This window comes from Spirosoma profusum (assembly GCF_014699005.1).
Lineage (GTDB): Bacteria > Bacteroidota > Bacteroidia > Cytophagales > Spirosomataceae > Spirosoma > Spirosoma profusum.
Window position 1 is genome coordinate 215,745 of sequence record NZ_JACWZY010000003.1, and the last position, 25,001, is coordinate 240,745.

Genomic DNA, 25,001 nt, shown 5'->3' on the forward strand with positions numbered 1-25,001 from the left:
CGTTAAGGGGCTTCCAGGCGATAGTGTTGGTAGCACTATCGCTTTTCTGTTAACAGGAGGTCGTTTTTGGGCATAGGTAGTAGTTTGGGTTAAGAGAAACGAAAATTAATTACAACCGTGACTTTGTATAATCAGCTGGTTGTCAACGATTTCGTACGTAGCTTCAATAGTCAGACAGATAAGCCGAATTTTTTCCAGGAACGGTACGTCGTTGAGTTGTCCGGTAAAGGTGCAGTTGGTAAGCATATTCCGATCATATTGAATCGGCATATGATAGCTGGACTCCAGTTGGGCAAATACGTCAGGAATGGGTGTAAACTCGAAGCTAAACTGCTGATTAATAATGGCTGACGAACTTTCTTTCGATGGAACGATGTCGTGTTTAACAACCTTTTCCGTCCTGGTTTCCAGATTGAGTTGTTCGTTTTTTACGAGTAGAACTGATTGATCAGGCGCGTCGACTGGGGTAACCGAAACTTTACCGGTTTTTACCTTCACAAAAGAGGAGGTTTCTTTAGCGAAGGAACGTACCTGGAAGCTGGTTCCCAGCACTTTAGTAGTCAAACTGTTGGTGTAAACCAGGAACGGTTTAGCTGGATTTTTGGTCACTTCAAAAAAACCTTCTCCCTGCAAATACACTTCCCGAAGCTTATGGTTATCCTGTTTATGGAAACGTAGCTGGCTACCCGTCGATAGCAAAACAGACGAATTATCTGGTAGCAGCACCACCAAAGACTGCCCCGTTACGTTCTTTACAATTTTCCATTCCTGCTCTTTTAGCTGAGGAGTGTTACGTTCAGTTATGGATACGTACTGGCCGGAATCCGATTGACTGGATTGCCACCAAATAACAATCCCGATTACTGCGGCAGCGGCAGCCCAACGCCCCCACTGCCATAACTGCCTTACGAACGTAGTGGGCGGGGAAAGCTGAGCCAATATTTCGTCTTTATTGTCTTTTATCTGCTGATCTGAGAGCTCAATTCGCTGTCCCTGAATCACTAACAACGTAGCAACGGCCTGTTCGTAGAGATCCCTTTTTTCGGGATATTGAGCCAGCCATTGCTGCCAATAGACTTGATCTTCAGGACGCCGTTCCCAAACCCACGCCCGAAAAGCGTCGTTTTCTAAGAAGTCGTCAACCGTCGAAAATTGTTCGGGGGGCGGATACATTGTACTTTTCTACTATTTTATTGATAGTATGAAGTATTATTCCGTTTATACCCTTCTTAAAGGAAATTTTTTTGGAAAAAAATGCAAATCGCTAGTAATGTGTGTACTAGCCAACGCGTCCGAAGCTTATTGAGTGCTTTCTGAAGAAAATTTGATACTGACTGGCGGTTTACGTTCATTACTTCGGCAATCTCCGGTATGGATAGATTCTCGTAGTAACGGAGGTATAAAGCTTCCCGCTCACGGGCCGGCAACGTAGCTAATTGATCCTGAATCATTTTCGTCATACTAACCAACGATTCCTGACGAATCAGCAAAGTTTCTGAGTCAATATCCGCCCCAACGGATGTATCCCAGTCTAATTCGTTACGTATCAGTCTTTTCTGCGTGCGCAAATATTGCAGGATGTGGTGACGTATTGATTTTAGTAAGTAATGCTTGATGGACTCCGTTTCATTGATCTGTAATCGATTTTGCCAGAGCTGTAAAAACAATTCCTGAATACAGTCCTCAACCACCGCTTCTTCCACCATAAACTTTAGTCCATAGTGTTTCAGCGCGCCATAATAGCGTTCAACCAGTAAGCCTAATGCCTGTTTATCACCCGCGCGATAGGCTTGCCATAGCGCCTGGTCCTGTGGTTGAAAAGTCATCGAATACGTATATGACGTATGCTTACAAAAATGAAAAATTATAGAATTTTCCCGAATTATGCAATAATCACTTAAATGTGCGATGAGTTAGCTGAGTAGAGACGTAGTGATTCGAGTTACGTCCTATTCGCTCATACGTAGTGATAAGGTACGGGGATTATTAGTGTAAAAATGACACTCATTTTTGAAACACCAATATTTTACACAATATTTTTTAAGCCTGAATCAGCTACTATTTTGTCTAAAAAACTTGAATGGATAAGCCAGTGAACGTAGCAATCCGATCAGGTAGGAATAAAATTTAGAAAGGAGTCGGTTTCCTGCTTGTATTTGGCCAGGTCGACCTGATAATAGTAAGCCCCACGTCTCGAAAACCCTTTCTGCTTCTCGTCTAATTTGATGAGCAAATTTGTTGAGAGGATTTTCCGGCTGAAATTCCGCTTATCGAAGTTCGTGTTGTAGATAGCGTCATAAAGCTTCTTCAGTTGCGGAATGGTAAACTTATCAGGTAACAGCTCGAAACCAATAGGGTGTTGAGCGGCTTTATAACGTAATCGTTTAATCGCCAGGTCAACCATATCGCCGTGGTCGAAGAGCAAAATTGGTAAGTCGTAAATAGAAAACCAGCGCGCCTGAAACGTCTCCGAAATCTTGGATTCATAATCCGCCACTTTCACCAAGGAGAAATAAGCGACGGAGATGGTGCGAACAATTGGATCGCGGTGAGGTTCACCAAAAGCGTATAATTGCTCCAGATATACATCAGTAAGCCCGGTTAGTTCAAACAGAATGCGGGCAGCCGCCTGTTCAAGGCCCTCATTGGGTTGTAGCCATCCCCCCATCAGCGACCAGGTTTGCTCTTCGACGCCCCGTTTAACCAATAACACTTTTAAGCTTTCGCCGTCGAAGCCGAAAATGATGGAATCAAGGGCCAATAAGTAAGGATGTTGCTGCTTGTATTGATCTAACATTATTGATTCTCCGGCCAGAATTTATTTCTGAGCGAAAGTAGACTATAAGTCACGTAGTTCGGTATACTTAATGAGCAGATTCAATGGATGTTCGCCCAATAAACAAGGTGAAACGTATTACCCTGTACCTGCTTACGGATCAATAAAGCAAAAAAAAAGCTCCCACTTACTGAGAGCTTACCGCCTGTGGATCAGGTCGCTTAGCGAGTCCGCATCCGATAGATTGTCCGACCACGAAGGCCAACTACTGGGCCACCTACTTCAATAATGCGGGGCCGGGCTGGGCGGTTGATGTGCAAAAAATTCGTTTTCATTAGCAGTTGTTGTTTGTGATTGATGGCACAAAGATGAGCGTTTACTTGCCAGGCAAACAATCGAAACCTTACCAAGCGTCAATTTTGAGGGGTAAATCACCAAAAATTGGCGATAAGTGGTATTCCCGTTTTGTAGAGCAATACGATAAATTAACTATTGTATGCTACGTATCACTCGCCGATTTGTAAAATATTTCCAATAACGCTTGCATAACTATTTTTTCTCTAGTTACTTTGAATTTCAAAGTACTTTTGAATGAGAGAAGAGAAGGATTATACGCGGGATATAGCTCAGATACGTTCCATCATGGAGCGTTCTTCCAAATTTCTGTCGCTGGCTGGGTGGGCTGGTATCATGGCAGGGCTGTATGCATTAATGGGAGCTTATACTGCCTATAGGGTTTTTGATTTTAATCCTGATAAACTAGTATATGAGAGTTCTGAAAATTTAGCTTCCAACCTATCGAAAGTCATTCTATTAGCCGTTGTCATATTAGTTCTTGCGTTAGGAACCGCTATTTTTCTTTCTCATAAAAAAGCGACCAAACGGGGAGAAAACCTCTGGAATGCCCTTGTTAGGCGGCTGCTCGTCCATATGGCGGTTCCATTAGTTGTAGGGGGGCTTCTAGTTCTTATTTTAATCGACAAAGGATTGATTGGCTTAATGGCTCCGCTTACCTTGCTGTTTTACGGTTTATCCTTATATAATGCCAGTCAGTTTACTTATGAAGAAGTTAAAAGTTTAGGGCTCATTCAAGTAGGGTTAGGTTTGTTTAGCGCTTACTACGTTGAGTATGGAGTAGTGTGCTGGGCTTTAGGTTTTGGTGTACTCCACATCATATACGGTATTTACATGCATTACAGGTACGAACGGTGAAAATATCGATCAATGGTTTACAGAAGGCATTCGAGAGCAGAATCAAGCTTGGAATTATGGCGGCTCTGGCTATTAATAAGTCGCTTGATTTCAATTCGTTGAAGGATTTTCTTGATGTAACCGATGGCAATCTGGCAAGCCACCTGAAAGCGCTGGAGAAAGAGGAGTTCATTCAGGTAGAAAAATCATTCGTCAGCGGAAAATCGAATACGAATTATGCCGCTACCGAACTTGGTCGGAAAGCCTTCAATGACCATTTAAATGCCCTGGAGAAATTGATCAAAGGAATTGCTGAGTAGAGGTCGTGAAACGTAATGGCTGTTTTTTACGCTTACACTTTGAAATTCAAAGCACTTAATAAGAATTTTTAACACATACACTCATGAAAGACGAAATAATTACATCCTTAGATGATCCCGGGCAACTCGAAAAGCTGTACCGAACGAACAAAGTGCCTTTTAAGCGAGCATTCACCGCGCTTTATCCAGAGCTTGAGGGCAACGTACTGGCTGATTTCTGGAATGCACGACTGAGTTACGAAAGTGATGAACTTAGCTGGGGCACACGCCAGGAATTGGTAGTTGTAATCGCTATTTCGCTTGTGGCGGGCCTTATTGCCAAATTGCCAGCGTTTTTGTCTATTGATCAGGAATTCTTCTTTTCCAGAAATGTTGGATTTATCGTTTTCCCGATGCTATCGGCCTACTTCGCTTGGAAAAATAACGTATCAGTACGTAGCATCGCTATTCTCGTTGGCTCAACGCTGATTGGTTTACTTTTTATCAATTTCATGCCCAACGATAAGAAAAGTGATACGTTAATTTTATCGTGCATTCATGTAGTCTTAGTTCTCTGGTCGGTATTAGGCTTTGCTTTCGTTGGCGAGACCAGAAATACGGATGAGAAGCGACTTAGCTATTTAAAGTATAACGGTGATCTTATCGTCATAACCGGGCTCATTCTGATAGCAGGCGGCATCATGACCGGTATAACTATTGGACTTTTCAAACTGATTGGCTTTGAAATTGAGAAGTTTTATTTCGAGAACGTAGTGGTTTTGGGGCTTCCTGCCGCACCCATTGTTGGCACTTATCTCATCCAGACCAATCCGCAGTTAGTCGGTAAAGTCTCACCGGTGATCGCCAAACTGTTCAGCCCGCTGGTCTTGGTGATGCTGGTCATTTATCTCGTCGCCATCGTTTATTCCGGGAAAGACCCTTATAACGACCGGGATTTTCTGCTGATATTCAATGCATTGTTAATTGGAGTTATGGCTATCATTTTCTTTTCCGTAGCCGAAACATCCAAAACAACGCAAAGCCTACCGGAGGTCTGGATTCTTTTCCTACTATCGGCAGTAACTGTGCTTGTTAATGGCATTGCCCTGTCGGCCATCCTGTTCCGAATTTCTGAGTGGGGAATTACACCCAACAGAGCTGCCGTTCTGGGTGGAAATGTTTTAATTTTAATCAATCTGTTGCTGGTAACGGCGCAACTTTTTAAGGTTGTTTCCAGAAAAGCCAGACTAACCGAAGTTGGCGAAACCATTACGTTCTACCTGCCCATTTACGCGTTATGGGCAATTGTCGTGACCTTTCTATTTCCTTTTCTGTTTGGATTCAGATAACCGGAGATACTATTTCATAGCTTAAAATCAACGTATTGCTGACGTGTCAGGCTGAACCTGTCGAAGCCTTTAGCATCAGCAATACCATACTCTGCTTCGCCATTTACGCATAAATCTCGTTAATCAACTCACTTTTTTGCCTATTCACTTTGAAATTCAAAGCCATTTTCCATGACAATGAAAATTAATCTATTATTCGCTACTCTTCTGACACTGGCGCTGTCTGTTTCTGCGTACGCACAGACAATTGATAAAGCCAAACTCGACCAGTTTTTCGATCGACTCGCCGAAAAAAATAAAGCGATGGGGAGTCTGGTCATTGCTAAAGACGGCAACGTTCTATATAGCCGCTCCATCGGTTACAGCCAGATCAACGGAACCGAAAAGAAACCGTTAACCGCAGCCAGCAGATACCGGATCGGTTCGATCACAAAAATGTTCACCGCTGCAATGATACTTCAGCTCGTTGAAGAAGGAAAACTGAAACTGACCGACCCGCTCGACAAATTTCTGCCGCAGGTGCCGAACGCCCAGAAAATTACTATCGTGCAAATACTGGCGCATCGCAGTGGTATCCCTAACATAAAACGCGATCGGAATGCTCAGCGAAACGTGAATACGATGCCAATGACGAAAGATGAACACCTCGCCCTTATCGTTAAAGCCACGCCCGATTTCGAGCCAGACACCAGGTTTTCTTACAGCAACTCTGGCTATTTCCTGTTGGGGCTTATCATTGAAAAGGTAACCGGCAAATCCTACGAGGCTGCCCTCCAGGAAAAAATCACTACAAAAATAGGGCTTAGGGATACGTACACCGCAACCGGAAACATTGATATAAACAAGAACGAAAGTCTAACCTATTTTATACTCCCCGGTAGCGACTGGAAACAGGTAGCTGAAACCCACCCCAGCATCCTCTTCGGCTCGGGTGCGATTGTTTCGACACCAGCCGACCTGACCAAATTCATCCAGGCGCTGTTCGATGGGAAGATTGTGTCAAGGGAGAGTCTTGATCAGATAAAAACGATGCGAGATGGCGAGGGGTTAGGCATGGTGACCTTCCCGTTCGTTGGCAAGACTTTCTATGGGCACACGGGCGGGGCTGATAACTATGGAGCGTGGGTGGCTTACCTGCCGGAAGAAAAATTGGCTGTCGCTTACACGACAAACGCGAAGGTCTACCCGGTAAAGGATATTATGAGCGGTGTTGTCGACATTTATTACAACAAACCGTTTCAGATTCCCACCTTCGAATCGGTCGCCGTCAGCCCGGATGTTCTGGATCATTACGTCGGCACTTATTCAATTCCTGGAACACCCGCGAAATTTGTGATCACCCGCGACAAGGAAACACTTTACGCGATGCCGCCCGGGCAATCTGCCGTCCCGCTCGAAGCAACGGCACAGGGTACATTCAAAATCGATAATGGCACAGCGGGCGGCATCGTTATTGAGTTCGATGTTGCTAAAAACCAGATGACTATCAAACGTAACGGTGGAGAGCGAGTTTTCACGAAGGAAAATTAACCATCCTAAACTCATAAATCATCATGAAAAACAGTATTCGCATTGCAGTCGAAACAGGACTGTTTCTGCTTATTCCCTTGATTTTGACACTTCTTGCCATCTGGCATTGGAAACCGGGCGTTTTTGTGTTGGGTTTTATCTTGTTAGTCGGTGGTGCCAGTCTAACGTATCAACTGATAGCAAAACAGCAATTGACCAATAAATCGTATCGATTCGCCGGCGGAATGGCACTTGCGGCCGTGTTTGCGCTTGTTTGGATGAATGTTGCTGTCGGAGGCATTCTTGGAGACGATTCTGCCAACATGATGTATTTCGGGGTGCTGCTCGTCGGATTAGTCGGTACCATTATCGCACGTTTAGAGCCACAGGGAATGTCACGCGCGTTGTTAGCGACAGCGTTCGCTATAGTGCTGGTTCCTGTAATTGCGTTACGTATCGGGACACCTGCTTTTGCCAACGGCGTGGTGGCGGTGTTTGGCCTCCATGCATTCTTCGCCCTATTGTTTGTCGGATCGGCGTTGTTGTTTCGACACGTAGCACGCACGAACGTAAAATAATGCTGATTCACCGCTGTTTAGCTGTAAAAAGCTGACGCGGGGCCCAACGGGTCGGGCCTCGCGTCAGCGACTCACTTTACATGAAAGTCAACTTTGGCGTTGGCCCAATTCAGCGTTACCGTGCCATTGTTCGCAGTGGAGAAGGTCATCCGCTCGAAAAATTTGTCCGACTTTTTGACCGGTACGTTCACCCGCAATACGTCTTCATCCTGTTTATAGCTGAAGGCTCCCCACTTAATCGTTTTGTTGATGACGATAGTCCACTCGTTTTCATTCGGAATGGTAACCTGTCCGCTACGAAGTGAATGGTCAACAGGCAGCTATTTATGTGGCCAATCGATTAGCCTGCAAAGGGAAATTGTCGAATGATGCCGGGTGGGTAGCGGGGCTGCGTTATGGGTTTATCGGTACAGGAGCTGTTCAATTTGCCCGCTTCTGAGGTCCTGATTCGACCAGAACAGTCGTTTTTTGACCGCTTTCATACCAAAAGGCTGTCTAAACAACGTATTGTAGGCTTTCCACTGCTACGTTAATCTTACTACGTTTTTCATGATAGTATGTTACACGCCGGACCAACGTAACGCTGGTGTAGATGTATTATCACGGCACTATAATTTATTTGCAACATATATAACAAAAGTATAATATAGGCGGTTAATTGCCTTTGACCGCCTATGATCGACTCGCTTGACCCTATTCCTGCTGAAAATATCTTCCGACTCGACCCAAAACGTCGGCAGGCGATTCCTTATTTCAGTGCTCAGGTACAAGCGGGTTTCCCCTCTCCGGCCGACAACATTATTGAAACCAGTCTGAACCTGCAGGATCTATGCGTAGCCCATCCTGACTGTACCTACTTTGTGAAAGCCACGGGCGAAAGCATGTTGGGAGACTATATTTTTCCCGGCTCGATTCTGGTTGTCGATTCTGCCATCCCTATAGAAATGGGTAACGTAGTGGTTTGCTGGCTAAACGGCGATTGCTGCGTTAAACGCTTTCTGCGTGTGGGCAAGATGATTATTCTCGAACCCAGCAACGAGAACTATTCACCCATCTACGTCCACAAAGACCGTGATACGTTCCGAGTGCTGGGTGTTGTTACGTATGTCGTTTCTAAACCGCCCCGATATGTACGCCCTGATTGATGCTAATTGTTTTTACTGCTCCGTCGAGCGTAGCTTTAACCCTGCTCTGGAAGGCAAGCCGGTCATTGTCTTATCGAACCGGGATGGTTGCGTAGTAGCACGTAGCAACGAAGCGAAGGACTTGGGTATCAATATGGGGCAGCCATTCTTTCAGTTGGCGGAATTACGAAAACAGCATGACATCGCCGTTTTTTCTTCGAATTATGCGCTCTACGGAGATACTTCGGCGCGGTTGATGAGCCTATTGACGCACTTTGCCGAGGATGTAGAGGTCTATAGCATTGATGAAGCGTTTCTTCTAGTAGAAGGCTTTGAGTGTCTATACCCTTCCTATCAGGATTTGGGCGAAATCATTCGCGCCAAGATTGACCAGTGGCTCCGTATTCCGGTCAGTATTGGATTTGGCCCCACCAAAACCTTGGCGAAAATTGCTAACCGGCTCGCAAAGAAAACGCCAGAACATAACGGTGTATGTGTACTGGATACGCCGGAAAAAATCGATGAATCGCTGAAGAATTTTCCAGTGAATGAAATTTGGGGCGTAGGGCGTCAGTCGGCCAGGAAGCTTGAATGCTTCGACATCAAGACGGCCGACCAACTACGTAAGGTGCCCATTGATTGGATACGTCAGATGATGACTGTCAATGGTGTGCGGCTGGTTTATGAGTTGCAGGGGCACCCCTGTAAGCTTCTGGAGGTGGGCCAAAAGCCTAAAAAGTCGTTCTGTACCGAACCCGGTTTTCATCGGGTAACTACTGACCTGGCTATGATTGAGGATGCACTGACCGCCCACCTGAGCCGGGTTTGTGAAAAGTTGCGCCGACAAAACTCTCTGGCAGGCTGCCTGACAGTCTACCTGAAGACGAACCGATATAGAAAAACAGCCACTGGACTACCAGACAAACAACATAATCCTTCCCGAACCATTGTGCTCCCTCACCCGACCAACAATGTACTCGATATGATTCACTATGCAGTAGGCGCACTCAATGAAATCTACGCGCCTGATTATCATTATCAGAAAGTAGGCATTATGCTGACGGATTTGGTTTCGGCCGACTACCGGGAGACTAATCTTTTCACAGCTGGCCTTGATGAAAAACGGCTAAAGCTATCAAACGCAGTCGACAAACTTAATCAGCGTTTTGGATCGAATAAACTTCGGTTAGCTTCTCAGCAACACAACCCCGAATGGCCGATGCAGTTTCAATATCTATCAAAACGATGTACAACCCGGTGGAGCGAGATATTAGAAGCGAAATAAAAGAGTCGCAACCTACTACGTAGTAGTTCAAAGAACGTTTTAACAGCTGATTGTTCTATCTAACCAACTTAAACGGGGCAACAAAAGAATATTTTATAAAAAAAATAGAGCACACAATTGCTTAAAAATTGAGCTAAACCGAAACACTACGTTTGAGACGAGTACTATAGAATTTCAGAACTATAACAATGAAGCTGTTTAAACTTTAAGGAAAATCCCCAAAGCTGTGTGAGTTTTGCGGTGTGAACTTTCATTAAACACAACAATGGGGCGGGGCCGCCCGCGCGGTTATGGACAAAGCTATGATTGAAGCGTGGACTTGAGACAACAGTCCCTTTGGCCGAGGTGGTGGAATGCATTTTTCACCGACTCAAAACAGGTTGTCAGTGGCGTGAATTACTTACCAAACAATTCTTTAGTGATTAGGTCCTGAATTGGAATTCGGTCTTTTACTACTATAATAAATGGACGGGGCCGCCCGTGCGGTAAGGCCGATGGCTGGAAACGTGTCTGGATCAATATTTTGCGTAAAAACCTCAAGTACCTGGATTTGTCAAGCATCGAATTTGATGGTAGCCATACGCCTGCCAAGAATGGCGGAGATGCGGTGGGCTATCAAGGCCGAAAGGCCTGCAACACAACAGATGCGTTATTTTTGTCAGATAATCAGGGTGTTATGCTTGCTATGTCTACCCCTCAAGAAGGCCAGCACCATGACTTATTCCAGATTCAGCGGGGCCGCCCGTGCGGTATTCTTAGAGTAACTATGTAGTTTACTCAAAGCGGCTGATAGTACTCTGAAAAGGCTGTTTCTGAACGCCGATTCGGGCTTTGACTCGGCTGACTTTTTAGTGGATACCGACTTCGGCGACCCTTGACGCAGTAAGCACGCCGATTGGGACCACAACTTGCTCGGATAATAGCTAAGATGATCTTGACAGCCCAGGTGCCGTTCTGACCGGCTTTAAACCACGGTCGGCCATTGTGCCGGGCCGACGGAGTGTCTGTTTCTGAAGGCAATTTTTTAGCGCTGGCTGACGGTAAAAAGGGTACCTTGAAAAAGCATGAAGCAACCGGTCGGTTATTTGGCCAGCCTTGCTTACTTTTAACCAATCAGCGGATCATTAAACAGGTAGTACCGCATCAAAATGCTCACCAAAAACATTGTCCTTGTTTTGAGCTGTTTGGGAATCGCCCAGGCCCTTCTTCTCAGTATTTATCTGTTTTCGTTACGCGACAAAAAAGCCAATCTATTCTTGGCGTTGATGCTGCTGGGACTGATCCTGCGAATTTCCCATTCGGTCGTTACCAATTATATCAGGCCAGAACCCTGGATACGCATTCTGGGCATTTCCGGACTTTTGCTCATTGGGCCTTTCCTTTGGTTTTACGGCAAAGCGCTTTTCGAAAAAAAGGGGGTGACTACCAGCGAGTATGGGCAACTAATCCCATTTGGTTTAGTGGTTTTGTTGTGTCGGCTGCTGCCCAACGGCGCTGATTTTGTATCTTATGCTATAGCTTCGTTGGTATTTCTGCATTTGGCCGTCTACCTGATCGTTTGCTGGATGTATCTCCTAAAAAGCCTACCTGGCGCCAGGCTTTTGCCCTGGTATCGGACGATTGTCATCGGCGTTTCGGTTATATGGTTTGTGTATGTGGGCATCTTTATCGGTTTGATTCCTTTGTATATACTCGGCGCAGTTATTTTTTCATTGCTGATCTACCTGTTCTCGTTTCTGTTATTAAAACGACATGTTTTTGCTTTAGAAAAATATGGTACCTCTTCGCTGGATCAGGTTGCCTCAACGCAATTGCTTCAACAGATTGAAAAGCTGTTCGAAACAAAGGAAATTTACCTGGATCCTACGATTTCGGTAAACGGGGTAGCCCAACTACTGTCAACCAGTCCTCGTCAGCTATCGCAGGTTATCAACGAGCAGGCGCAAATGAATTTTTCTGGATTTGTCAATCAGTACCGGATCGCCAAAGCCAAAATCCTACTGGCCGATCCGGCCTACTTCCAGGAAAAGATCCAGACCATCGCCTACGACTGTGGCTTTGGCAATGTCACTTCGTTCAATCTGGCCTTTAAAGCCCAAACCCGATTGACTCCCTCTCAATACCGCAGGCAAGGCAACTTCGCCTGATTGACCCGAAAAGCGCCTGCTTGGTGAAGTTTTTCGTTTTAAGAATCGTGTTTGTTAAAGAATTCGGCTCCTAGTCGCCTTATCCTTGCCTAAACATGGCGATGGTCAATCGATCCCACGGTTAGCAACCGCTGATCAACGAGTGATCAAAAGGGGCCTGACTATGAAACGCAGGTAAGAGCTTGACCGTAACCTCCCATAAGGTATAATGCATTCAGGTACAGCGCCAAGTCAACGCATCTAAAATCAACCGATCATGAACGTAAAAAAACTGCTCCTGTCAATCGTCGTTCTCTTCATGGCCGATCATCTTTCGGCTCAGAACCGAATTGATGAGCTCGAACGATTAGTGAGCTTTTGTCAGCAGAACGATATGTTCAACGGCAATCTTCTGGTTGCCGAAAATGGCCAAATCATCTACCATAAATCCATTGGGTTTGCCGATTTTGAGACCCAAAGACCTTTGACTAGCCATACGCCCTTTTGCGTAGGTTCGATTGCCAAACAATTTACTGCGATGGGCATCATGATTCTGGAGCAACGGGGGCAGCTCCAGTATTCCGATACGGTCGGAGCCCTATTCCCCCAACTACCGCCCTACCTGCATGGGATAACCATAAAAAACTTGTTACAACACACCTCAGGCCTTAAACGTACCCATTATCAAGAACATGACGGGCTAGTCAATGAAGAGGTTTATCAAAACCTACGTAACAGCGTGGGCGATCAGTTGCTGTTTGCTCCCGGCACCAACTTAAGCTACAGCAATACGGCCTATATTTTGCTTGCCCTGCTTATTGAAAGAGTATCGGGTAAAACCTACGAAGCCTTTCTTCAGGAAAACGTATGGCATCCCCTGGGCATGACCCAGACGTTTGTGATGAGCAAAGCCCATCAGGGGCGAGCCGATATTGCTGTTGGCTACGACGGCTTTGGTCATAAAGCAGACTTTAACGTGCTCACGTATGGCACCAATGGGGTGTATTCGACGACCCAGGATTTATTCAAATGGTCACAATCCATGTCAACTGATCAACTCATTCCCCTGTCGTCAAAGAAAGTGGCTTATCAAGCCGCCCAATCTCCTTCCGGAAAAGTATTAGACTTAAAAATGCGGGAAAGTACGTTTAGCTATGGCTTCGGCCAATACATTTACCGGGACCAGTTCGAGGGGATACTGGGTCATTCAGGGGCTTACGGGGGTTTTTACAATATCCACATGCGGGACATGAAGCATAATCGAGATGTAGTGGTTTTAACGAACAATGGCCGATTGCTGCCCATCTTTGACCTGGGCACCAGTATTCACAATATTTTACGGGGCGAAGCGTATCGCCTGCCTAAGACCTCTATTGATCTGGTGATCCGGAAAAACTACTATCACAATATAGAAAAAGGCATCGCGTACTACCATCGGCTGAAAAAAGAAACGCCTGATCAGTATACGTTTAGCGACCAGTGGGAATTAAACCGGCTGGGCTATGCGTTGATGGCGGACAAACGGCTGGCCGACGCCATCAATGTATTTAAACTGTTGGTCGCTGAATTTCCCCATTCACCGAATCCGTATGATAGCCTAGGGGAAGCCTATTACAGCAATGGTCAGTATGAGCTGTCGCTAACGAGCTATCAGCGGGCATTGGCGATCAATGAACACTATGACGATGCCGACCATGCCAAAGCGATGATCAAAAAGAATCAAGCGAAACTGGCGGCCACAAAGCCGAATAAGGGTAGTAAGGTCGAACGTTAGTAGTCGTTGTGAGAAGCTTAGACTAGGTAAAGAGTGGTTAGTATGCCATAAACTTATAGTGGCGTGTACTGCCTGTCCCTAGAAACGCCCCATCTGAGAAGCAGATACATGATAGTTATATCGTCTCAACTGGGAGCGTTAATGTGAGCCAGTTGTGTAGGCCACACTGCTTATGTACAAAAACTCCCAGCAGTCAGTAAAAGACGCCTTTCGCTTTCTTCAACACTCATTAACAAGCCATTAACTAAAGTTCAATACAAAAACAACTAGATTTGTTAAAACCATTGGGCCATAAAAGAAATAGTGATGAGGTACGTACCCATATATGCATTAGGTTTGCTGCTTGCTTTGTACTCTTCCGGTAAAGCCCTGAACGAAACTGACCTGCCAACAGATACGATCAAGCCCAAAACCAAAGAACTAATCACGGCAACTGTACCTAACAGTATCACTCGTACCATCAAGCAAGATCGAAAGGGTAATATTTGGATAGCAACCTTTGGTGGTGTTTTTCGATACGATGGAAAATCATTTACCAATATCACCAGTCAAGTGAGTAAGGCTCGTTTTTAGTCTGTATTAGAAGATAGAAAAGGGAATTTTTGGTTCTCCTCAATCGGTTCAGGGGTTTATTATTACGATGGGAAATCCTTTCAACAGTTTACAACCAAGGATGGCCTTGCCAGTGATCAGGTTACTGATATGTATGAAGATAAAGCCGGCAATATTTGGTTCGGCACTGATGGCACTGAAGGAGGAGCCAGCCGGTACGATGGGAAATCCTTTCGGAATTTTACCAGGAAAGATGGACTGACCAGTAATAATGTTCGTTCGATCATTGAAGACAAAACCGGGAAATTATGGTTTGGCACCGAGGGCGAACTCTGTGTTTATGATGGAAAAACATTTACCACCTTTACGGATAAACATCTGACGAATGTTCGTTCGATCATCGAAGATAAGAAAGGGGCTATTTGGCTGGGTGGCAAAGAAGGCCTTTGGCGCTATGACGGCAGCACCTTTACCAATTTTACTCAGAATTTTGTGGGGTATGTCTACGAAGATACAAAAGGCAACATTTGGATAAGTTCACGTAAGGATACTGGCGTAAGTGAAAAGTTAAGTTGGTTACTCTCCCGTTATGATGAAAGATCCTTGTCCACTACAAAGCCTACGGTAACCGAACTCAATCCAGAAGTAGGCATGCTTTTTGGGATTTCAGAAGCGACTGATGGCAGTATTTGGTTTGGCTCTGGTGGGGTGTATCGGTATGATGGAACTACCATTACCGACTTTAATCGGTAAACAGGGTCAAAAGTAATGTGTATAGGTATTTCTTAGAACGCCCGAATTTTGACGCAGATACATGAAATCTATTTCGTCTCAAGTAGGAGCGTTTTTGCGAGACCGTTGTATAGGCAACATTTTTGTACAATATGCCCACCTGCTTGGAGGAAAAAATCCACAGCAGTCAGTAAAAGCAACTTTTACGTTTCGTTAACATTCTTTTACTATCCCTCCAACGCATCTCAGCACAAAGACTGGTAGGTTTACGGTCCGCCGTTGCGACCGTCCGCGGCTGCGGTTGACATTCGTTGGTATTAAAAAAGAAAAAGGATGAACTACTCCCGCGTATATGCATTGCTCTTAATGTCTGTTTTTCTCACTTCCTGTGGGGGACAAAACCAAACAAACGTACCAAAAGATAACATCAAGTCCGAAACTAAAGACATCGGGCCCAACATAATGGTTCGCAATATAAAAAAAGGCACAAACGGCTCCATTTTGATTGCTGGCCCCAACAACGCATCATTTGGTGATGTTTTTCGATACGATGGAAAATCGTTTACTAATCTTACCAGTAAAATAGGTCAGCACAGATTCCAGGATGTCCTGGAAGATCGACGAGGAAATAGTTGGTTCGCTTCTACTGATTCAGGCGTTTATTATTACAACGGGAAATCCATTCAACATTTCACTACCACGGAGGGTCTTGCCCATAATCAAGTTATGTCTGTTTATGAAGATAAAGCCGGCATTATTTGGTTCGGCACTGGCGGTGGAATAAGTCGTTACGATGGGAAATCTTTTCAAAATTTTACATCTCCGAACGCTCCGCTTTTTTATAAAGAAGGACATTGGAATAATGAAATTAATACAATCATTGAAGATAAAACAGGGAAATTGTGGGTTGGCACAAGGGGCGACGCCTTTGTTTATGACGGGAAAAAATTTACCACTTTAACCCATAAAGGCGAACCCTTTCTCGGCGTTTGGGGTATAATGCAAGATAGAAAAGGCAATATTTGGCTCAGCGGTTACAATGGCTTTAAAGGAGGCCGTCGACCCGGTGGCCTCTATCGCTATGACGGCAGTACCTTTACTAAGGTATCGGAGAGAGGTGCTTATGCTATAATCGAAGATAAAAAAGGAAACATCTGGACTACTGGACCGGTAAATCCTGCTAATTTGACGGTCCAGGCACTTTCCCGTTATGATGCAAAGTCCTTGTATAGTAAGGAGCCCATTGTAACCGAAATTATGTCAGGAAAGGCTTTCTATGGGATTTCGGAAGCTAACGACGGAAGTATTTGGTTTGGCGATGCGAATGGAGTGTATCGTTATGATGGAAAGACAATCACGGACTTTTATAATAAAGAGGGCCAGAAAAAATATATCATAGATACGAAGCAAAGTGTTATAATATGGAAAGGTTCTATGCTACTTGGTGCATGGGAAGGTTCTAAGTTTCTTGGTGATGGTACCAGTACAGGGGACGTCGATCTATCAAAAGGAGAATTGTTGATCGAAAACCGTCATCTGGTGGGCGGTGCAGTTGAAGTCGATATGAATACAATTGAAAATTTTGTTGATCAACGTTCACTCAATCAATTACCTCCATTTTTTGATGTCAAAAAATTCCCTGTTTCTACATTCGCCATTACGAAGGTTGAAACAGGGAATGATGGAAATACAAAAGTTCCAAATGATGGAAGTATAAGAGTTAATGAAGGAAATATAAAAGTTACAGGGAATCTGACCATGGAAGGTATCACGAAGGCAGTTACTTTTCCAGCCAAAATGCAATTTAAGGACGGAATGGACGGAACTGTCGAGATGAATGGCATGCTGATCATTGATCGAACAGAGTGGGGTATCGATTATGGATCAGAAAAGCACTTTTTTAAGTCTGGTGATGCAATTTTGGACGAGGTTAAACTCTTTATGAAAATCGTAGCAAAAAAATAAATAGTTAGCGCTGATTAAAATTGCCAGCGAAAGGTAGCCACCACTTCGGTTTCTTGCAGGAACAGATACCGTCAGAGCAGCTAAACAAACAAGTGGACGCTTATCGTAACGTACGAAGTTCACTAGCATACTCATAAAAATAGTAAACACATAGTTCTGAAATGTGCAAATTGCGAGTTCAAAAGTAGTCCGGTGAAGGTCTCATCTTGAGCAAAACCTTGGTCAACTTTGTGCTTTTCAAAAGCATGAGCCGCCTTGACGATCCGTATGACAATGCCTTCATAGAGTCTTATTGGTCGAGATTGAACAGAGCTGCCCGCGCTGCGTTGATTCTGCAGGGCATATTTGAGAATCTTGAGGACGCTCGTACCGAGTTATTTGAATACATCGAGTGCTACTATAATCGCAAACGTAAGCACTCATCATTAGGCTACAAAAGCTCCAAACAGATTGAAAATGAGTATTTTCTAAATTTATCAAAAACTACACACTAAACTGTCCCGCTAAATCGGACCACCCTACATAACTTGTTTCTTGTTAACTCCTCTCTAAAATAAGCCACAGGAGTTAATGGAATAGAGTATAAAAAACAGATGATAATAAATAGAAGCTACATCAGTATGTGGTTCTGCTTATCGAGAATAATGTAAAGACTCAATCATCATTCTACAAATACTAAGTATGCTCTTATCTTAATCTAGCCGATTTCGTACACCAAGCCGTACACAACAGTAAAACAAAAAAATCGCAATCTCTTGATTTACAAGTAATTGCGATTTAATGATGTGCCGAAGGCGAGACTCGAAGTATCATATAAAAAAGCTAAAAACGCCCTGAAATGCAATTCCAGGGCGTTTTTTAGTATAAAATCGATTGCCATTTTAGACAGTACGTTTGCCATTTTTTCGCCACTTTTTAACGTACTGGTTCCCAGACTTTTTCGGTGATCTTCCACATACAGATTATGTCTTCAGCGTGCAGTATGATATTACCAAATAGCTGGTTGTCGGACCAAAGAGTTAAGGTTCCATTGGTATTTATTTCATTAGTTCTGATACGCTTCAGCACAAACCGATTACCTGCATACAGGACGGCATATACCCCGCCTGATTCGTATTTTATATCATCCGGTTTTATAATTCTGCCTAGAACTACGGCTCTGCTGATGATGCCTGGCTCCATTGAGTCTCCTACGACCTCAATGGCTAAATGCTCAGTTTTTAGGGCTGTTGTGGGTAGAAAGACCGGATACGTCTCGTCGATCCAAGTCGTAAAGGTTTCGTAAGTCAATACTGGTATGCCCGCTTGGGCTCGTGCGGATAGAAAGGGGACTTGTACGTAATACTCCTTGATGTTTGGCCGTACTGAAGCAATGTTTCCCGTTGCAAAAATTCCCGGCCCTGGTTCATCTAATTCCGTGCTGAAATTTTCTTGAATTAATTCATTAATAGACACACCTAACGCCCTGGCTACGCTAGGAAGTTGTGCGGTTGTAGGTCTCCCTCTTCCGGTTTCCCATTTTTGAACGGATTGATATCCAAGTCCGACAACAGCGGCTAACTGTCCCTGTGTCAGCCCTTTAGCCAGTCTTAAACTTTTTATCATCTCGGGTAGTGATGGCATGCAAAAAATATTTTGCGCCAAATAGTTGCATTGCTACTTTTTGGCGTATTACTTTGTACTACTTAAAAGTGTACTACATAAATTAGTAGTACTAAGGTAGAGCAGAAAGGCATAACAACAAGTGCCTGAATTAGCAACGGTACAATCAAATTGACAAATGGTCAGAAAAGCTTCTCAATCGGTTACAGCAAGCCAGGAATGGAAGAACCGAATGGCTATTGCTCGTAAGAGTTTGCCCAAGGGGATTGGGCAACAAAAGGTCTTAGACTGGATAACAACTCAAAACCCTTCTATTGATCGATTAACCTTTTACACCCGCTGGCATAATGCCTGGCTGCAGAAAGCTGCTGATCCTGAGTTCACTCAACTCGTTGAACAGGCTGTCCAACACTTCAAGACCGAAGAAGTCAGTAAGAGAAATCGCCTACGTGGTCAGAAACTAGCAACTTCTTAAACATAGCTCTATATGGAAATCATTGCCGATCAGGACGTTTTAACCGATGCTACCAGCCAGTTCATCAACGACATAAAGGCCACCAATCCCGAGGTCGCCAAAGCACTTGTAAAAGCCGTTACGGACCATCCCTCCTGGCGAAGTGTCCAGCTTTTTGGCTCACAGGTCAACCTGGGACACCTTGTCACCAGCTTTACACCCGGCGTGAAGGTGATCGGCCTAACGACCTACCGGGCAGTGGCGATGCTAGTCGTGACGATCACCATTGAGCTTGCCGAGTAACCAATTCAATCTTAAACATATAGCAACCATGAACGTACCTCATTTTATCACCCTGCTGGCTGTACCACCGCCAAAATCACCCCTACCGGTTCCCAAAAATCAATACCGGTTATTCATTGTAACCCTCGAAGGTGAAGAGCTGACGTATCTGCAAAAACTGCTCGACGTCGATATTCAGAAGCGCCTGTTTGACTTCACCGATGCCGATTCTTCGCGGTTGTCGCTCGATCAATTGATGTGGCTGGATTCCCTACTCCCTCAGCCCGAAGATGGCTTTGCCGCCGGAGCAAACGTAGCGATGAGTGCTGCGGAATTTCAGGATTTACTCGAGTTCACAGCCAGCCGTACGATGCTTCAACAGGAGGTTGATTACTGCCTGCTCGTCGATATTGACCGCGTTACGTTGCTGGGCGTTTTGCACCGATTATGCGCTCAGTTTTTCTCGCTCCCTCCCTTTCGCCCAACCTATATTAATTTCTTACCGCTCCCATGATTCAGTCACTCGTGTCCACCAACATCGGGTTGCTCACCCTGACGGTCACGGCCCTGCTCCTGATTGGGAGCGGGGTACTGATCGGCATGTTTTTCACGCCACGCCCATCAACTAAAAATCCGATCAAATCATGAATACCCTCGAAGCCATCATCGAATGTTACCTGCTGGATACGTTAAACCAGCAACCTACGGAGGAATTGTTACTGGCTAAAGTCAAAGTGGCGAACTGGTACGAATTCGCGCAGAATCCTAAGAATGCTCAATCGGAAGCTGTTCCACCGGCCAAAGTGCTAAAGGACGTCCATTCAGCTATCGAGCAGATCTTAAGCAACCGGGCCAGTGGCCTGGATGGTATGACGCATGTAAAATCCCTCAGCCATGCCGTTCACCATTGAAAAACGCTACGAGAAACGGCGGGGCTGTGGCTACCGGCAGAAAGGGGGCCTGTACTTCGTATCGGGTGCCGGTTCCCGCCCCTGCGGCAAGTTACCGATCGAGCTGACCGTGTGCCCCTGCTGCGGACAGGGCATTCAGTTCAGTCGCGGCTTCACCTGGGTAGGTGCTGCACTCATTCGTGAAGCGACTTGCAAAATTGGTGGGTGTCAGAGCAAGGGCGGCTGTTTCCCCTTCAATTCGTCGCTGATCAAACGGTTCGGCCTGATGTGGGTGGGCGAAAAGTTCTATAAAACGCCCGAGTACTTCAATCAGGAAGCTGCGCTGCAGGGCATCTCCAAACGCCTGCCTTTCGTGCCGAAGGATTTCACTGTTGGCACCGACTGGGTACTGCTGGCGCACAGTAAAACACCCATCTATTCCGAAGAACACGGAATGGAACTGAAGCCTGGCATCTTTCGAGCCTTCTGTCCGGAACGTATTGAATACGTCGTCACCGGTAACGAAAGCGAGGCTGACTTACAGGCCAAGGCCGATCAGGGCATTACGCTCGTCGATGTGTACCGGGAAGAAGAAAACCCCGTACATGTGCAACTCAACCTATCTGATAATTAAGCCATGGCCACTCAGCAAACGATCAAGATTGGTGACTGCTTTTACTCCCTTATGGATAAGAGAACCCAGTATTACCAACAACGGGAAGGGTTTGTCTTGCACATCACTGAGGGAGTTAACATTCTCTCTATCAATGGTGAGGATGTCAACTACATCCGAAACATTATTGATTCCGGACGACAAGTAACTCCTCATCCCAAGGAATACTTTGAGACCATGCTTCAGCAGGTTCTGATGATGTTGGGTATTTCCAGCCAATCCGATCAGCCAGCCTTAATAGATGACCTTCGGAAAGCGCTGATCCACGCCCGGGGTGTGATCAAGACCTGGCACAATATGGATGATGACGACGAACGGGCCTGGTCGATTTACGAGAAAAACAGCCCGGAGATGCGGCCTATTAACGAGGCCATTTTGAAGGGGACCTAACCTATAGATGATAAAGCAAACAACCCGGCTTCGAAAGAGGCCGGGTTGTCAAAAGTCTTAAACATATAGCTGCCCATCGGGCATCGCGTGCAATCTACGAAGAAGCCCGCATACCCACATGATTCGACCTTATGATTGATCCGAATTTTCTGGAAAGACTCCGTCAGCAGGTCGATATCGTCACCATCATCGGGGAATTGATCGAGTTGAAAAAGGCAGGGAGCAACCACCGGGGCTGCTGTCCCTTTCACAACGAGAAAACACCCTCGCTGAATGTAAACCCCAGGCGCCAGATCTATAAATGTTTTGGCTGCGGCAAGGCGGGTGACGTGTTTGGGTTTGTCATGGATTTAAAGCGAATGTCCTTTTCTGAAGCTGTCCAGTACGTGGCCGGCCGCTATAACGAAACCGTAATTTATGAACCCCGTACCGCCCGCCCCCGCAGCCGATTCGCCAACCTCGACCTTGGTTGATGAAAGCTTACTGGAGCTTTATGACATCAATAAGGCCGTCGCTAAAAAGTATCATGAGCATCTCAAACAACTGCTCACCGATGCGCAGCACCCGGTTACCCAGTACGTACGTTCCCGTCAGCTATCCGATGAGGACTGTACAACCTGGCAACTAGGCTATGCGCCCAATGAATGGAAATTTATTACCAAGCCCCTGGTGGATAATGGTGCATTTGTTCCAGCCGTTAACGCGGGTGTCTGCACCCAGACCGATAAGAGTAAATACGATTTTTTCCGCGATCGGCTGATGATTCCGCTGCGCGATCAGCAGCGGGGAATCGTGGGCTTCACGGGCCGGGCGATGGGCGCTGATCAGGAACCTAAATACCTCAATACCAAAGAGACCCCCATCTTTAAAAAAGGGGATCAGCTCTTTGGTATCGACAAAGGGTTCCGATCGATCAGCCGCTCCCGATCGGCTGTGTTGACCGAAGGCCATTTCGACGTCATTACGTTGCACCGCTTCGGCGTCGACACTGCCCTGGGCAAAGGAGGCACCGCCTTATCCGATAGCCAGGTTGATCAGCTCAAAAAACTGGTTGATTCGGTGACGCTGATCTACGATATCGATCCGGGTGGCGCGGGCCAGCTGGCCCTGCAGAAGGATTGTGAGAAACTGCTGCAGGCAGGCCTGCGGGTACTGATCTTTCAACTGCCAGTGCCCGAGGATGGTAGTAAGGTCGATGCGGACAGCTGGGCCAGAATTTTCATGGCTGAAGAGAAACCTGATCGCTTTGATCTGGCCAAACACATCCGCAAAGAAGCGGAAGACGGTCTGATCTGGCTGGGTACCCGCTGGCTGGCCACAACCGATCTACAGGAGCAGGTAATAGCCGAATCCAGCCTGGTGGATCTTCTGGTTGTCATTGATGACGATACGTGGCGGAAGAAGTACACCAAAAAGCTGGCGGATCTGCTCGATTGCGAGGCCAAAGGGCTGACCCAGCAGGTCGATAAGATCCGCAAACAGAAGCAGAAAGAGGCCGAGGAGGATGACGCCATGAGTGGCTCGGTCTGGTACTCCAAAGTGGACGGTACCATCATGGTTAAATCGGGCAAGGGTGGCTGGAACACCGTAGCGGATAATTTTCACCTGTTCATCAAATACCAGACCGAAGATGAGAACGAAAACCTCAGCTGGGTGCTGGAGCTGCGGCCAACCAAGGAAGGCGATCCAATCTACCTCGAAGTCGATCACGAAGATTTCTGCAGTGCCAGCCGCCTGAAAAAGGTGATCACCGGTAAACGCTATTCGCTGAAAATATCCGACGGGGAACTGAGTGAATTACAAAGCTATCTGTTCGCTAAAACCCAGTTTGCCAAGGCTACCAAGATCATACGCTATGGCTATCACATTCCTTCGGGCGTGTTCTTTTTCGCCAACGTAGCCATCAATGGCCAGCAGCTCACCCCCGATGAATTCGGGATGGTGCAGACTAAAAAAGACGACAAACCGCTGGTGCTGTCGATGCCGGTTCAGAATAAGCACAAAGCCCACCGGTTCACCCTAACGGATACCCAGCTGAGTAACAACGAGTTTTTTAAACTCTACGCCGAAGCCCACGGCTACGAGAACGCCCTGATTCCCTACGCCTGGAACCTGATGGCCCTGTTTCGCGACGTAGCCCTGCGTTACAAAAACTTTTCACCCATTCTGTTTCTCAAAGGGGGAGCGGGTACCGGTAAATCATCGATGATTCGGGTATTGACGGCCGCGTACGGCAAAAAGCAGGAGGGTGTCAACCTCAAGTCCAAGAACACCGAAGCTGCCCTGGTGAAACTGATGTCGCAGGGGTCCAACTGCCCGATCTGGTTCGACGAGTATCACAACGAGATCACCTGCGAGGGCCTGTTTCAGGCGGCCTACGATAATGATGGCTATCACCGCTCCAAGGATAATACCAGCTCCGAAACGGATGCCATCGAGATTCATTCGGCCCTGGCCCTGACCAGCAACTACCTGCCAGAAAATCCGATCTTCTTTTCGCGCTGCGTCTTTGTGCCCATTATCAGTCAGGACAAATCCGACGCGCAGCGGGCTGCCTTTTATAAACTGGAGGAGTTGCAGGAAGCCGGGCTGGGCTGTTTGACGGTGGAGCTATTGCAATACCGTAGCCTGGTGGAGCAGCAGTACCCAGCGGCTTTTGATCTGCTGCATAAGCACATCAAGGAAGAGTTCGCTGGTGAGAAGTTACCGGAACGTTTCTATGCCAACATGGCTCAGACGCTGGCGGTTGCCTTCATCCTGGCCAGCACCAAGAAGATCGCCATTACCCAGGCCGAAGGAACTATGGATATTCTCTCGGAGCTGGTCGAGGTCGGCGCTAACAACATCCGTCGGCAGCACCGGATCATGTCGGAGAAAACAGCCCTGTCGGAGTTTTTCGAAATCATTCAGTCGCTCTATGAGCAGTATCAGGTTCACGAAGAGATCCACTTCGATTACCGCACCGTCGGCAATGAGATCCGGATACGGCTCTGGTTCCCCCAGCTCTACACCCTTTATGCTCAGCAGTACCGGCGCATTTACATGAAAGCCCCGGCCGATAAAGATACGTTGCAGAGTGAAATAGCGGCCTTTGAAGACATGCCTGACTGGGAATCGGTCAAGAAGCAGTTCCGGATGCGCAACGATGGCGAGAGCCGCTCCGATGCCGCCACCATTCCAAGGCCCGGTTGCTGTGATATGAACTATATGAAGCTCAGCGAGCGGTTTGGCCTCACGCTGGAGCATCGAAAAGCAAGAAACTAGCGGTTTTTCCCGATTTGAAAGCAAAAACGCTTCAAAATCGACTACAATACTACAAAAAGGGATAACAACCTGATAATCAATAATAAGAGTGTAGTAATAATGTAGTAAAGCTGTAGTAATCGTGTAGTTCTGTAGTAATGTATTTTTCGTACTACACCAATACTACACCTGTTTCGATGTAAGTGA

The 25,001-nt window shown here is 46.1% G+C and carries 28 protein-coding genes; 23 read left to right on the forward strand and 5 right to left on the reverse strand.

Annotated features, from left to right (window positions below; all coding sequences use genetic code 11):
- Positions 1-105: 105 nt before the first annotated feature.
- The 3 genes from IC229_RS05510 to IC229_RS05520 form a co-directional block, all read right to left on the reverse strand.
- Positions 106-1,173, reverse strand: a complete 1,068-nt coding sequence (locus tag IC229_RS05510; RefSeq protein ID WP_190885936.1) for a FecR family protein — start codon at positions 1,171-1,173, stop codon at positions 106-108.
- Between the two features lie 56 nt (positions 1,174-1,229).
- Positions 1,230-1,826 (reverse strand): RNA polymerase sigma factor, encoded by a 597-nt coding sequence (locus tag IC229_RS05515; protein WP_190885937.1) that lies wholly within the window; start codon positions 1,824-1,826, stop codon positions 1,230-1,232.
- A 284-nt stretch (positions 1,827-2,110) separates the two neighbouring features.
- On the reverse strand, positions 2,111-2,797 hold the full coding sequence (locus IC229_RS05520) for an NUDIX hydrolase (protein WP_190885938.1): 687 nt from the start codon (positions 2,795-2,797) through the stop codon (positions 2,111-2,113).
- A gap of 621 nt (positions 2,798-3,418) precedes the next feature.
- Here IC229_RS05520 and IC229_RS05525 point away from each other — a divergent pair.
- The 5 genes from IC229_RS05525 (at position 3,419) to IC229_RS05545 (ending at position 7,702) form a co-directional block, all read left to right on the forward strand.
- Positions 3,419-3,988 (forward strand): hypothetical protein, encoded by a 570-nt coding sequence (locus tag IC229_RS05525; RefSeq protein WP_223833874.1) that lies wholly within the window; start codon positions 3,419-3,421, stop codon positions 3,986-3,988.
- Positions 3,985-4,287, forward strand: a complete 303-nt coding sequence (locus tag IC229_RS05530) for a winged helix-turn-helix domain-containing protein (RefSeq protein ID WP_190885940.1) — start codon at positions 3,985-3,987, stop codon at positions 4,285-4,287. Before IC229_RS05525 ends, IC229_RS05530 begins: the two co-directional genes overlap by 4 nt.
- Positions 4,288-4,370: 83 nt before the next feature.
- Positions 4,371-5,615 (forward strand): hypothetical protein, encoded by a 1,245-nt coding sequence (locus tag IC229_RS05535; RefSeq protein WP_190885941.1) that lies wholly within the window; start codon positions 4,371-4,373, stop codon positions 5,613-5,615.
- 177 nt (positions 5,616-5,792) lie between these two features.
- Positions 5,793-7,145, forward strand: coding sequence for a serine hydrolase domain-containing protein (locus IC229_RS05540; RefSeq protein WP_190885942.1), 1,353 nt, complete (start codon positions 5,793-5,795; stop codon positions 7,143-7,145).
- Positions 7,146-7,168: 23 nt separating this feature from the next.
- Complete coding sequence (locus IC229_RS05545) at positions 7,169-7,702, forward strand: hypothetical protein (RefSeq protein WP_190885943.1); 534 nt, start codon at positions 7,169-7,171, stop codon at positions 7,700-7,702.
- A 71-nt stretch (positions 7,703-7,773) separates the two neighbouring features.
- On the opposite strand, the gene IC229_RS05550 is transcribed toward IC229_RS05545, so the two are convergent.
- Positions 7,774-8,022: a DUF2911 domain-containing protein gene (locus IC229_RS05550; RefSeq protein ID WP_190886109.1), complete on the reverse strand. Its 249-nt coding sequence runs from the start codon at positions 8,020-8,022 to the stop codon at positions 7,774-7,776.
- Between IC229_RS05550 and IC229_RS05555 the strand changes: the two genes are divergently transcribed.
- From IC229_RS05555 to IC229_RS05590, 9 genes are all read left to right on the forward strand, one after another.
- Complete coding sequence (locus tag IC229_RS05555; RefSeq protein WP_190885944.1) at positions 8,004-8,141, forward strand: hypothetical protein; 138 nt, start codon at positions 8,004-8,006, stop codon at positions 8,139-8,141. The two genes, IC229_RS05550 and IC229_RS05555, sit on opposite strands and share 19 nt — an antisense overlap.
- A 235-nt stretch (positions 8,142-8,376) precedes the next feature.
- The gene (locus IC229_RS05560) at positions 8,377-8,847 is read left to right on the forward strand and encodes a LexA family protein (RefSeq protein WP_190885945.1); all 471 of its coding nucleotides are present in this window, start codon (positions 8,377-8,379) and stop codon (positions 8,845-8,847) included.
- Complete coding sequence (locus tag IC229_RS05565) at positions 8,774-10,111, forward strand: Y-family DNA polymerase (RefSeq protein ID WP_317171530.1); 1,338 nt, start codon at positions 8,774-8,776, stop codon at positions 10,109-10,111. Before IC229_RS05560 ends, IC229_RS05565 begins: the two co-directional genes overlap by 74 nt.
- 1,148 nt (positions 10,112-11,259) lie before the next feature.
- Entirely contained in the window at positions 11,260-12,258 is a 999-nt protein-coding gene (locus IC229_RS05570; RefSeq protein WP_190885946.1) for a helix-turn-helix domain-containing protein, read from the forward strand.
- Positions 12,259-12,514: 256 nt separating this feature from the next.
- Positions 12,515-14,011, forward strand: coding sequence for a serine hydrolase domain-containing protein (locus IC229_RS05575; RefSeq protein ID WP_190885947.1), 1,497 nt, complete (start codon positions 12,515-12,517; stop codon positions 14,009-14,011).
- A gap of 306 nt (positions 14,012-14,317) precedes the next feature.
- Complete coding sequence (locus IC229_RS35260; RefSeq protein WP_223833875.1) at positions 14,318-14,584, forward strand: two-component regulator propeller domain-containing protein; 267 nt, start codon at positions 14,318-14,320, stop codon at positions 14,582-14,584.
- Between the two features lie 42 nt (positions 14,585-14,626).
- Entirely contained in the window at positions 14,627-15,316 is a 690-nt protein-coding gene (locus IC229_RS35910) for a ligand-binding sensor domain-containing protein (protein WP_317171540.1), read from the forward strand.
- Between the two features lie 312 nt (positions 15,317-15,628).
- Entirely contained in the window at positions 15,629-17,260 is a 1,632-nt protein-coding gene (locus tag IC229_RS05585) for a YceI family protein (protein ID WP_190885948.1), read from the forward strand.
- 245 nt (positions 17,261-17,505) lie between these two features.
- A complete protein-coding gene (locus IC229_RS05590) occupies positions 17,506-17,754 on the forward strand; it encodes an integrase core domain-containing protein (RefSeq protein WP_190885949.1) in 249 nt (82 codons plus the stop codon).
- A gap of 421 nt (positions 17,755-18,175) precedes the next feature.
- Here the strand turns inward: IC229_RS05590 and IC229_RS05595 are convergent, their stop codons facing one another.
- Entirely contained in the window at positions 18,176-18,883 is a 708-nt protein-coding gene (locus IC229_RS05595; protein ID WP_190885950.1) for an XRE family transcriptional regulator, read from the reverse strand.
- Between the two features lie 157 nt (positions 18,884-19,040).
- On the opposite strand from IC229_RS05595, the gene IC229_RS05600 reads away from it, so the two are divergent.
- The 9 genes from IC229_RS05600 to IC229_RS05640 all read left to right on the forward strand — a co-directional run bounded on the left by IC229_RS05600 (position 19,041) and on the right by IC229_RS05640 (position 24,815).
- A complete protein-coding gene (locus IC229_RS05600; protein ID WP_190885951.1) occupies positions 19,041-19,337 on the forward strand; it encodes a hypothetical protein in 297 nt (98 codons plus the stop codon).
- Positions 19,338-19,349: 12 nt separating this feature from the next.
- Complete coding sequence (locus tag IC229_RS05605; protein ID WP_190885952.1) at positions 19,350-19,619, forward strand: hypothetical protein; 270 nt, start codon at positions 19,350-19,352, stop codon at positions 19,617-19,619.
- Between the two features lie 28 nt (positions 19,620-19,647).
- On the forward strand, positions 19,648-20,112 hold the full coding sequence (locus tag IC229_RS05610; RefSeq protein ID WP_190885953.1) for a hypothetical protein: 465 nt from the start codon (positions 19,648-19,650) through the stop codon (positions 20,110-20,112).
- Positions 20,109-20,246, forward strand: a complete 138-nt coding sequence (locus tag IC229_RS05615) for a hypothetical protein (protein WP_190885954.1) — start codon at positions 20,109-20,111, stop codon at positions 20,244-20,246. Before IC229_RS05610 ends, IC229_RS05615 begins: the two co-directional genes overlap by 4 nt.
- On the forward strand, positions 20,243-20,509 hold the full coding sequence (locus IC229_RS05620; protein WP_190885955.1) for a hypothetical protein: 267 nt from the start codon (positions 20,243-20,245) through the stop codon (positions 20,507-20,509). The genes IC229_RS05615 and IC229_RS05620 overlap by 4 nt, the downstream gene beginning before the upstream one ends.
- Positions 20,493-21,122, forward strand: a complete 630-nt coding sequence (locus tag IC229_RS05625) for a hypothetical protein (protein ID WP_190885956.1) — start codon at positions 20,493-20,495, stop codon at positions 21,120-21,122. Before IC229_RS05620 ends, IC229_RS05625 begins: the two co-directional genes overlap by 17 nt.
- Positions 21,123-21,173: 51 nt before the next feature.
- Positions 21,174-21,551 carry a hypothetical protein gene (locus tag IC229_RS05630; RefSeq protein WP_190885957.1) on the forward strand — a complete coding sequence of 126 codons (378 nt, stop codon included), beginning with the start codon at positions 21,174-21,176 and terminating at the stop codon, positions 21,549-21,551.
- A 131-nt stretch (positions 21,552-21,682) separates the two neighbouring features.
- Positions 21,683-22,024, forward strand: coding sequence for a CHC2 zinc finger domain-containing protein (locus IC229_RS05635; RefSeq protein WP_190885958.1), 342 nt, complete (start codon positions 21,683-21,685; stop codon positions 22,022-22,024).
- The gene (locus tag IC229_RS05640) at positions 21,969-24,815 is read left to right on the forward strand and encodes a toprim domain-containing protein (protein WP_190885959.1); all 2,847 of its coding nucleotides are present in this window, start codon (positions 21,969-21,971) and stop codon (positions 24,813-24,815) included. Before IC229_RS05635 ends, IC229_RS05640 begins: the two co-directional genes overlap by 56 nt.
- Positions 24,816-25,001 lie beyond the last annotated feature (186 nt).